This window comes from Nostoc sp. (genome assembly GCF_036917675.1).
In the GTDB taxonomy this organism is placed as follows: domain Bacteria; phylum Cyanobacteriota; class Cyanobacteriia; order Cyanobacteriales; family Nostocaceae; genus Nostoc.
In genome coordinates, this window is sequence record NZ_JBALCT010000073.1 from 251,779 (window position 1) to 262,299 (window position 10,521).

8 protein-coding genes are annotated in these 10,521 nt (G+C 43.4%); 3 read left to right on the forward strand and 5 right to left on the reverse strand.

Features of this window, described 5'->3' with window-relative positions; genetic code table 11:
- Positions 1 to 156: 156 nt before the first annotated feature.
- A complete protein-coding gene (locus V7K31_RS29625; RefSeq protein WP_335099734.1) occupies positions 157 to 1,080 on the forward strand; it encodes an AraC family transcriptional regulator in 924 nt (307 codons plus the stop codon).
- Positions 1,081 to 1,480: 400 nt separating this feature from the next.
- Here the strand turns inward: V7K31_RS29625 and V7K31_RS29630 are convergent, their stop codons facing one another.
- From V7K31_RS29630 to V7K31_RS29645, 4 genes are all read right to left on the reverse strand, one after another.
- A complete protein-coding gene (locus tag V7K31_RS29630; RefSeq protein ID WP_335099765.1) occupies positions 1,481 to 2,446 on the reverse strand; it encodes an acetamidase/formamidase family protein in 966 nt (321 codons plus the stop codon).
- A 219-nt stretch (positions 2,447 to 2,665) separates the two neighbouring features.
- Positions 2,666 to 3,412, reverse strand: coding sequence for a DUF6920 family protein (locus tag V7K31_RS29635; RefSeq protein WP_335099736.1), 747 nt, complete (start codon positions 3,410 to 3,412; stop codon positions 2,666 to 2,668).
- A gap of 329 nt (positions 3,413 to 3,741) precedes the next feature.
- Positions 3,742 to 4,479 (reverse strand): SDR family oxidoreductase, encoded by a 738-nt coding sequence (locus V7K31_RS29640; protein ID WP_335099739.1) that lies wholly within the window; start codon positions 4,477 to 4,479, stop codon positions 3,742 to 3,744.
- Positions 4,480 to 4,663: 184 nt separating this feature from the next.
- Positions 4,664 to 5,017 carry a DUF5335 family protein gene (locus V7K31_RS29645; RefSeq protein ID WP_335099742.1) on the reverse strand — a complete coding sequence of 118 codons (354 nt, stop codon included), beginning with the start codon at positions 5,015 to 5,017 and terminating at the stop codon, positions 4,664 to 4,666.
- Between the two features lie 1,019 nt (positions 5,018 to 6,036).
- On the opposite strand from V7K31_RS29645, the gene V7K31_RS29650 reads away from it, so the two are divergent.
- Both V7K31_RS29650 and V7K31_RS29655 read left to right on the forward strand, forming a co-directional pair.
- A complete protein-coding gene (locus V7K31_RS29650; RefSeq protein ID WP_335099744.1) occupies positions 6,037 to 7,581 on the forward strand; it encodes a group II intron reverse transcriptase/maturase in 1,545 nt (514 codons plus the stop codon).
- Positions 7,582 to 7,780: 199 nt separating this feature from the next.
- On the forward strand, positions 7,781 to 8,776 hold the full coding sequence (locus V7K31_RS29655; protein WP_335099746.1) for a hypothetical protein: 996 nt from the start codon (positions 7,781 to 7,783) through the stop codon (positions 8,774 to 8,776).
- A 479-nt stretch (positions 8,777 to 9,255) separates the two neighbouring features.
- Here V7K31_RS29655 and V7K31_RS29660 read toward each other — a convergent pair whose 3' ends face one another.
- Positions 9,256 to 10,077 (reverse strand): NADPH-dependent oxidoreductase, encoded by an 822-nt coding sequence (locus V7K31_RS29660; RefSeq protein WP_335099748.1) that lies wholly within the window; start codon positions 10,075 to 10,077, stop codon positions 9,256 to 9,258.
- Positions 10,078 to 10,521: the final 444 nt, after the last annotated feature.

Genomic DNA, 10,521 nt, shown 5'->3' on the forward strand with positions numbered 1-10,521 from the left:
TTTTATCAGCAACGTTTCTACCATTTGCTCTATGAGTTCAATTATACGGGCGTGAAAACGGATAGCGTAAGGACGTTTATCGAAAAAAACCGGACAATTCTCCAAAAATCCGCCGCGTCATCTGCTGAAGAGAAACAAAGCATTTAAAATGAATTTATGAACCAAAAAGAAGCAGAATTTGAAAAGCGAAAGATGCAGATCAATCGGGAATATCTGATCGAAAGAATGATTCGTCTCGCTCTCGAAAACAGCCTTTTGGAAGTGTTTCCGGGCATTTTCATATATCAATCGTCGAAACCGACCGAGAGCCAGGTATCCGTATTAAAGCCCGCCTTCTGTGTCATCGCGCAGGGCAGCAAGGATGTGCTTTTGAACGATGAATTATTTCACTATGATTCCGGTCATTACTTAATCTCGACGCTTGATTTGCCGATTATGAGTAATGTCGTCGAAGCGTCCGAGGAAAAACCTTATTTGAATCTTCGGATAGACCTCGATCCGGCACTTGTTGCTGCGGTGATGATTGAATCTGGCATCGAAACTAAAAAAAGCGGCACTGGAGTCAAGGCGATGGATGTCAGCCCGGTTGATGCCGATTTGCTGGAAGCGGTCGTCAAATTGGTGAAACTATTTGACACGCCGGACGAAATGAAGTTTCTCGCGCCGCTTATCATCCGCGAGATCATCTACCGGCTTTTAAAGGGAAAACAGAGCGCACGCCTGGGCCAGCTTATCACTACCGAAGGCGACGCGCAGCGCATCTCCAGGGTGGTTAAGCAAATCCGCGAGAACATTGATCAGCCGTTGAAAATCGAAGATACAGCCCGCGAACTCGGCATGAGCGTGTCAGGCTTTCACTCTCATTTCAAGTCTGTTACGGCAATGAGTCCCTTGCAGTTCCAGAAACAAATACGGCTTCAGGAAGCACGCCGTCTGATGCTCGGCGAAAACATGGACGTGGCGAGCGCCAGCTTTCGCGTCGGTTACGATGACCCGTCTTATTTCAGCCGGGAATATAAAAAACTATTTGGTATTCCCCCGCATCGTGACATCGCCAAGCTGCGAAGCAATTTAGCGTAATAAGAATTGGACAGGTTTATTGGTGGAAAGCACTAATACAAAAGAACTCTTGCATAAATATTTTCTGGTATAATGAGGGGTTATTTTTATTGGACTTCTCTAAGTCCAAATAGCCACAATTTACCAAGTTTATAATATTAACTGTTGCTGAAGAATACCACCTATAAATTTGATATAGCTAACTGATTCTGCAAATTAATAATTGCTGAATTATCATAATTAATTCGGCTTTGTTTAAGCTTTTAATTGAGCTATAGCAACCGCCAAGGAGATTTAAGCATAAACTATAACTTCGAAGACTCGCTATCGAACCCCATCATTTAACCGCGCTTACATCCCCACCGACTTTTCGGTTGGGGTTTTACGCGCGATCTATAAAAAATGGTCGCTAGATTGCAAATTATAAATTAATTTTCTTAGACAAAATTGATTTTGGTAGCATTCCATGCACACCTTTTTGGGGACTATTCACAACTTGAGTAATATGAAAATTCACAGCTAAACTACACAATACATAAGCATCTTCTGGTGATAAATTTACGAAGCGTTCCAGAAAATCAATCATATTTTTTAAAGCTAGTTCTAAGGCTTCATCTAAGGTTTGAGCAAAACCCATTGTAATGATATCAGTTGGAGTTTCGGCAATTGGTGTTGTCAGTTGTAAATCCTTGCGAAGTTTGAGGGTAATTCTACCGTTCATGGAAGTTTCAATAGCGGTGACATTTACTTCACCATCTCCCTGTGCAGAATGCCCATCACCAATAGAAAATAATGCACCTGGTACGAAAATTGGCAAAAATAACCGAGAACCAGCTTGTAATTCCCGATTGTCGATATTACCGCCGTAAGAACCTGGTGGGACAGAAGTTCGAGAAGTTTCTGGAGTAGCGACACCAAGAATCCCAAAAAACGGTTTGAGGGGAATTTTTATGCCAGCACCCGCCGGAAATTCAGCGATATTGTTTACTAAATCTAGAGGAATGAATCTCAAAGCAGGTTGAGGAAACTGATGTGGTAAAGCTCCCCAACCTGTACGAATGGCATTGAAGCCCACAGGTAAACGAGGTGCGATCGCATCTAATTGTACTTCTAAAACATCCCCTGGTTCGGCATCGCGCACATAAATCGGCCCTGTAAGTAAATGCGGCCCCGCAGCAATTTTGCGTTCTGGTAGAAGATTTTGGCAGATATCGAGAAATTCTGGTGTGACAAACTCAGGTGGTGCTTTGTCATAAATGTAGTAACCAGTATAAGTTTCTACGTCAACGGTATCGCCAGAGTCAATAATGATTGCTGGTTCTAGCAGATGGGAGAAACCACCTAAATGCACTGTTTCTTTTGAGGCTTTTAAAATGTAGTGAGTCATCGCTGTTGTGTTTTTAGTTGCTGTTATAACTTGCACAGCATTTATTAAACTAAGTACATCATTTCCGAAATTTGTAGCTTTTTTAAACGCAAAGGGACGCAGAGGTGCGCTGAGTTTTGCCAATTTTAATTCGCTATGAACTTATGAAATTCTCTACTAAGCGACTGAAGTGAACTAGCCAACACTGACGTCGTAAGATACTCTTTGAGTTTTATCAGTCTAGCGATAGATTGCATCATCGATTGTGGCTCGGAAAAATTCGCCCTCCGACTCAAACCGATCAGTGCCGAAGTACCATCCAACCCGCAGACGGTTCGGAATGGTGTAGCCACAGAATGTACCCTCTGACTCTACGATTGCACCGAAGTCCACATCATGAAACTCAGCACCTTCTGGATTGCCCCAGCGCGGCAGCTTGACAGTCTTGAGCCGACCCGTTTGTTCAATGGTGAAATCAAGTTCCGCTCTCTGGTCTTGCACTACGAAACTGGAATGTAAATGTGATGAATCCATTCTTGTCCATGACACGTCATCACCACAGAACACAGATGGCAACCACGTTGACTCTGCCTGGAGACGACCAACCGCAGACCGCGTAATATCGCAACCTGAAGCTATCATCACCGGGAAGATTCCTAAAAGCTTCCACTGCATAGCACCTACACCGTCCACGAGGCGATCCGATCCCACAATTGGTAAGCCGTTCATCCATGCCGTAGCACTCCAAATCAGTCCACGCTCCCAGCAAATGACCTGTTCTGCTTTGAATGGAATCCAACTCTTCAATTTGATTTCGCCGTGCATCTGCAATCGAACCGCAGATGCGATCGCAGTTCCAGGAGCGATGGCGTGTTCGAGATATCGTCTTGCTGCTTCTGGCAGGTGAGAGAGTCTATCTGAGCCGAATGCTTGCTCCTTAGATAGCGCTGAATCCCACAGCGCATTGAGAGAAATTTGTTTAGTCACTATTGCCTACAGTATTCGGAATTTCGCGGCATAAATGGCATTAAGTAGGTAGGCGTAATTAAATATAAGATCAAACCTCACCCTCAATCCCTCTCCGAACTCACAGAGAGGGAAGCCGGAAGCAGGGTGAGGTTTTATATTTAATTTCACCCACTTACTTAGTGTGAAGGGTGTTTGTTCTATTTCCTGAATAAATTGATTGAATACGATATACAACATAACGGTCGATGTATGAGTGAAACTTTATTGACCGTTACCGTATGCACTTTGAGCAAGTCAAAATCTTTGGATAGCTGAGAATAAGTTTCACCACAGTGTCAAGCTTAAATCTAAAGTTCTTGACGAGTCGGACGGATGATGATTTCATTCACATCAACATCACCGGGCTGCTCAATGGCATAGGCGATCGCCCGGGCAATAGCATCTGGATCAATGGCGATCGTGTAAAATTCATTCATTCTCGCTGCTGTATCTTGATCGCTAATCGTGCTGGTTAACTCAGTGGCAACGGCTCCTGGTGAGATATTAGTCGAACGGATTTCACCGTTTGACTCTAGCCGCAGCCCTTCAGAGATCGCTCGCACTGCGTATTTAGTAGCACAGTAAACTGCTGACCCCGAAAACACCTTATGTCCAGCCACGGATGATAGGTTAATGACGTGACCAGACTTTTGCTGACGCATAATCGGCAAGACGGCAGCAATCCCATAGAGGACACCCTTGATGTTGACATCGATCATCTGATCCCACTCCTCCACCTTTACTTGGTCGAGGGGAGAAAGGGGCATCAAGCCAGCATTATTGATTAGCACGTCGATACGGCCATAGGTACTGAAAGCTTCCTTCGCCAAGGCTTCCACCTGTGCGCGATCTGCCACATCTGTCACTCGGTAGGTTGCAGTCCCTCCTGATTTGGCGATCGCACCAACCAGTTCTTTCAGCCGATCTTCGCGGCGGGCGGCCAGCATCAGTTTGGCTCCACTAGCAGCCAATCGCCTCGCAGTCGCCTCACCTAACCCACTGCTGGCTCCGGTGATGATTACCACTTTGTTTTGAATCTCAGACATATTGATTCCTGCGGGTTATTGAGTATGGATCATGAAACACTGGGTACTGTCTAAGTTGAACTCAGCATTATAAAAATCTTGGCTGAAAACCCTGAAATTAAAACCTAAAAACCCAAAAAGTTTTTAGGTTCTAATGTCTTTTAAATTTGGGATGAAACCCGTGCGGAGGATTTATTCAACCAGATCAACTAGCTTCTAGCTGGATCAATGTTTTTCTCTCGCCAGCGTCAGTGATCCAAATAGCTATAATCTGACCGTTTGAGTTCTGTCCCGTTAAAACTTCAGTTGGTGAATCGATGGTGTGAGCGTAGCTCACTTCATGTTCACCCACTTCAATCACTAAATCATTTCCCTTGCCAGGGCGATCGTAAATTATCGCCATCAAAGTTGCGTTCTGAATTAGTTTTTCATCACCGAGTTCGGAATCGATGATTTCGATCGAAATATGCCGTCCACGATTACCATCTGAAAACTGATCAAAAAATTCACCCCATCGCTCACGGGGCACAGATTTGCTGATGTCAATCTTACTCACCATATAATTAATTCCTTGTGAAAAACTAGTCAAAAGAAACGGAGCAATGAAATAGTTACTAAGTACAAAAGTGGAATCAAATAGAAGATTACCATAGGGTAAGCGTCGCCCTCAATCTCAGTTTGGGTTTCTTTCGCCATCAATTGATTGTTTGCAAAACTTGCCCAACATAACCTCTATCTTTTGAATGGTTTAGTAGAACTTATACAACTAACACGCGATTTAAGCGCTTGCTAATGGCTGATGTTGCCCCTAAAAGTGTAGTCTGGGGAAAGGGTAAGGGGAAAAGGGGAAAGGTTTGAATTTACACCGGAATTTCAATGAATAATTCTATACCCTGATCCAGAACAGAGCTAAAACTCAATTTGCCACTATGAGTTTCTTCGAGCATACTCTTTGATAACTTGAATTTCTGGGTGAGTTTCTGAAGCTTTCAGGCAAAGCCAACTAGAGGTAGTTCAGTGCGATTCGTTGATTAGTGAATCTCGGTAACTAGTCCGTACATAACTAATCCAACCCGTCAGCAGATTACTGACATTAAAGGTTGAACTCTCGGACAGATGTAGGTGAAAGTCCTACCATTCAGACTCAGAACTGACTCCTTATCTGCCCACGATGACCCGGCTCGGTTCCGGGAGGTCGAAGCTGGGAACAGGGTGCAATCAGACAGCCGTTACGGGTTGACACTGGCGCTAATAGGGAGTCCCTATGATGAAACAGAGCCTAAAAAAGTGACCTACCTCTGAGCAGGGCGTAACAAAAAAAACCCTGACTCTACTGGAGAATACAATTCCCGCCGCAATTGAACTGATAGCGGTAAGAGTCCAGGGAATCCAGTGGTCAAAATGGCTACATGTAAAGGGACTATCAATCTCTCCGAGGGAACGAATAAAAACGAGTCAAAGGTCTTGGGAAAGTCGAACTCCAGGTAGGTAAGACGAGATACGGAATTCCTTTGATTCGGGTAGGACGCAACGTAATTGTTGCGAGGTGTTCAGAATACACAAACTAGAGAAGAGAAAATGATTAGACACAGTTACAAAACTAATGAATCTTGGAAAGCCCTACCGTGGAAGAAATTCCGCCGAAATCTTTTCCGCCTTCAAAAGCGCGTGTACAAAGCGGTTCAAGTTGGAAACAAGCGGAAAGCTCGGTTACTCCAAAAGCTTATTCTAAAATCAACCTCGGCTCGATTTCTTGCAATAAGACAAGTATCTCAGCTAAACGCTGGTAAAAAGACGGCTGGTATTGATGGTAAAAAATCCCTTACTTTTAGCGAACGCTTCCATCTGGAAGAATGGCTAAGAGTGAATAGCGGAAATTGGAAGCATCAAGGCTTACGGGAAATACCCATCCCTAAAAAAGACGGGACTACCAGAATGCTTAAAATACCAACCATAGCGGATAGAGCTTGGCAATGCCTAGCAAAATATGCCTTAGAAGCCGCCCACGAAGCAACTTTCCACGCCAGGAGTTATGGTTTCAGAACCGGGCGCTCTGCCCACGATGCACAAATGTACATCTTTAATAATCTACGCTCCACGTGCAAAGGAATAGAGAAACGAGTTATAGAACTCGATATCGAAAAGTGCTTTGATAGGATTAACCACTCAGCAATAATGGACGAACTCATTGCCCCCAAAGGCTTAAAACTCGGTATATTCCGATGCCTCAAGGCGGGAGTTAATCCAGAATTCCCCGAACAGGGTACACCTCAAGGGGGAGTGGTCAGTCCGTTACTAGCAAACATCGCACTCAACGGGATTGAGAGTATACACAAATACAAAGATAAGTGGGGACACCACCTTGAGCCATCAGTCCGTTACGCGGATGATATGGTCATAATACTTCGACCCGAAGATAATGCGATAGAGATACTTGAAAGAATCAGCGAGTTCCTCCGTAAACGCGGAATGAATGTAAGCCAAAAGAAGACCAAAGTTACCGCCGCGACAGATGGGTTTGATTTCCTCGGCTGGCACTTTAAAGTACAGAAAAACGGAAAATTCAGAAGCACTCCCTCAGTAGACAACTTCAAAGCATTCCTAAGACAAGTAAAACACATCGTTAACAACTCGAATTATGGTGCTACCACAAAGGCTGAGAAATTAGCCCCGGTAGTTAGAGGTTGGAGAAACTACCACAAGCACTGTGATATGAACGGGTCAAAGCACTCGCTTTGGTTCCTAAATCACAGAGCATTCACGGTATTTAATAAAGAAGCCAAGAAAGACCGCTACTCTAGTGCAGAACTAGTCAAAAAAGCGTTCCCATCAGTTCCTTACTCCGAGAACAGTCACGTCATGGTTCAAGGAATAAAATCCCCTTATGACGGTGATATCGCCTACTGGAGCGAACGTAACAGTAAGCTCTACGACGGCGAAACTTCTATTGCTCTTAAGAAGCAAAACCATAAATGTGCAACCTGCGGCTTAAAGTTCATCGATGAAGAACGGATTCATCTACATCACATCGACGGAAATCATGCCAACTGGAAGAAAAATAATCTCGAAGCAATTCACGAGAGTTGCCACGATTACAAACACATTAGCAAAAGCGCAAGCTGAGAACATCGGAAGCTGGGTGCGATGAAAATCGCACGCCCAGATTTAACTGAGAGGTGCGGGAGATAATACTCCCCATCGACTCAACCTATACCCTCTCTATAGGTCTTAGTAAGTATTATTAAAATGCTAATATTAATTAATTCTAAAATATATTGTTTTATAACCTTGCTGCATCAAATCCTAGCTAACTTTAAATTTTATGAATAGTCCCTTCCCCTTAGAGCTTCCCCAAAGTGCCTTAGAGCCACTGTTAGCATTGCGAGATTACTACGCACCCCAAGTTGAACAGTACGAAAAACTATATACCCAAGCCAAAGCTAATCTCACTCACGTAGAAGCTTTGTTATCTAATTGGTCTTTTGCTTCGGAGGTAGCCGACAAAGAATTCACCCCTGAAAAAGAAGAAAATCCGTTATTATTTCTGACTGATAACTCTGATATGGAACTAGAAGAACCTAGCCCTCTTGAACTCTTGCAATTGGACGATTCCGATTCTGGAGGATTTGACGCAGCTAGAGATACTCTGGAATTAGCACAACCACCCATATTACCACTTAGAGAAACATCAACTCAACAGCGATCGCTATATGGGGTAGAGATTCCCATGTTGCCAGAGTATCAATCTTTAAGTCGCACTGAAGCGATTGAACGGCTGTTGGCAGAAGAGATTGGCACAATTATTCACATAGACGTGATCGTGCGATCGCTCTATGGAGAGTTAGAGCCAGATATCTTCAAACTACTTAAAGGTCGAGTTCAATCTTCACTTACCCAAGGTAGAGAAACCAATAAATGGTCATTTGTTAAAGGGAAGCCTGGGTATTATACTCTAGATTCACGTTTGCTTACCTCTAATCCCACTAAAAATTCCTTTGGGCAAAACAAGCAGAAAAATCACAAATCCTTTAGCGAAACAAAACCTGAAAAAATACCAAAGCTTGCAGCATTTGAAGGGCTAATTTTGATTAATGCTATTTCCGATTTTTTAGAACAAAATTCTGCAAAAGTTTTCAGTATTAATGAAATCATTGAAGGGCTTTATGGAAAACTTGCTGAAGATGAACTTAAACAAGTCAAAGGCGCGGTACAGAAGGAATTATCGCGGGGTTATCGCACAGGGCGATTCTCTAGAGTTCCGAATACGATCGGTTTTTATACCTGGAAGAACGAGTTACTCAGGAAATCAAACGAGTGAGGCGATCGCCTTTTAACTGATCGCGGAAGTCCCCATCTTCAAGGTACTCCTAAGATGGGGATTGTGAGCGGGTGATAAGGATTACATCTGGAATTGATTTTTTACTGTGTAAAAAATCAATTCCAGATGTATAACGAATCGCAAAGATTTTCTGGTAAGATAGTTACTGTCTTGACCATCAATGCCACAAGCGAAAACCAAGCTAATAGGTATATGTCGCAAGAGAAAGATTTGGGTCTTGGGAACCAGGACTCCTGCCCTTGGAGGGAATGTCAGACCAAAAAAACTACGGAGTAATTGATGGCTATTGCCGATGAATTGGGAAGCTCAGACTTCAGCCGTAGGCAAGTCTGAGTAGTTCACTTCAGTGTTCCACCCGATAATACAAGTCTGATCTCTGATTAAATTGTAAATAATAACAACAGCGTAGTTGATATGAAACTTTATCACTACGCTATTGTTGCATCTATACAAATTAGTCAAAGCAATTTGAAACCGAGGTGATTGAGAACTTCACGCAAGCGATCGCGTCCTTTCAAAGACTCTACAGTTGCGATCCGTTGGGCTGAGTGTTCTGACCAATCACCAGCAACATTCATCTTTTGTTCAGTATAGAATTCTTTCATGATGTCGTTGTAGTGAGCGATCGCTTCTTCTTGTTCTGCCAATTTATAGATTTCACGGTGCAGTATAGCTGATTGTGGCAAACGTGGTTTAATCGCTGCTTCTACTTCAGGATTGGCATAGCCTACACACAGCCCAAATACAGCATACACAGAAGAAGGCAAATTCAATATCTCTGCTACCTCTTGGGGGTGGTTCCTGATTCCCCCGATATATACTGTTCCCAAACCCAGTGACTCAGCTGCGACTACTGCATTTTGCGCCGCCAAAGTTGCATCGATTGTTGCCGTCACAAACATTTCCAAGTATTCCAGCGCATCATGAGATATGCCGCGACTGTCAGCAACGTAGCTTAGACGTGCTAAGTCTGCTAACCAAACCAAGAATAAAGGCACCTGCTTAATATGTGCTTGGTTTCCCGCTAATTTGGATAACTCCTCTTTGCGCTGTGGATCTTCGACTGCTACCACACTCCAGGTTTGCAAATTAGAGGAAGTAGATGCAGATTGGGCGGCAGCAATTAGTAACTCCAGAGTTCCCGGTGGTAGAGGTGAAGCTAAATAAGATCGGATTGAACGGTGAGATAGTAGTGCAGTCAGGGAATCATTCCATTCAATTTCGGGATTGAAGGGAATTTCACCGTAGCGCGATCGCAGTAGTTCTGTAGGATTAGTCATAATTAATTCCCAGATTCACATTTCAAAAATTGTCAGTAGTTTTGCTACTAATACTCATTCCATTTTTCGGCGCATAGAGATATACAGCGTTTTTCAGGTAAATAAGGTACACAGGTAGGGGCACAACAATGTTGTGCCCTTAGAATAATCTGTACAGAGGCGCTTGTTGCAATCTGCCGTATGTCCAATATTTAGCATATTCCCCTTTCTTTTTCACATCTGGAGGGGATTCTATTGCAGAAAGCGATCGCCTAAATCAATAACTAGCAACTTGGGTTATTAGAAGAAAAAGTGATATAGCGTTTCCTAATCACATGAGGTACATCATAGCCCCCTCTTCGCTTGCGGGGAGGCAGGGTGGATTAATTGTCCAGAGAGAAAATATAACATGGAAGGATGATTCCTTGAGAAAAACACCAAAAACAGAGGAAAGTTGGGAATGAA

What these genes read in the sequence shown, in the direction of transcription:
- V7K31_RS29630 (WP_335099765.1), bottom strand. Translation starts at nt 2,446, where the DNA reads ATGACTCACTACATTTTAAAAGCCTCAAAAGAAACAGTGCATTTAGGT.
- V7K31_RS29650 (WP_335099744.1), top strand. Translation starts at nt 6,037, where the DNA reads ATGATTAGACACAGTTACAAAACTAATGAATCTTGGAAAGCCCTACCG.
- V7K31_RS29655 (WP_335099746.1), top strand. Translation starts at nt 7,781, where the DNA reads ATGAATAGTCCCTTCCCCTTAGAGCTTCCCCAAAGTGCCTTAGAGCCA.
- V7K31_RS29645 (WP_335099742.1), bottom strand. Translation starts at nt 5,017, where the DNA reads ATGGTGAGTAAGATTGACATCAGCAAATCTGTGCCCCGTGAGCGATGG.
- V7K31_RS29660 (WP_335099748.1), bottom strand. Translation starts at nt 10,077, where the DNA reads ATGACTAATCCTACAGAACTACTGCGATCGCGCTACGGTGAAATTCCC.
- V7K31_RS29625 (WP_335099734.1), top strand. Translation starts at nt 157, where the DNA reads ATGAACCAAAAAGAAGCAGAATTTGAAAAGCGAAAGATGCAGATCAAT.
- V7K31_RS29640 (WP_335099739.1), bottom strand. Translation starts at nt 4,479, where the DNA reads ATGTCTGAGATTCAAAACAAAGTGGTAATCATCACCGGAGCCAGCAGT.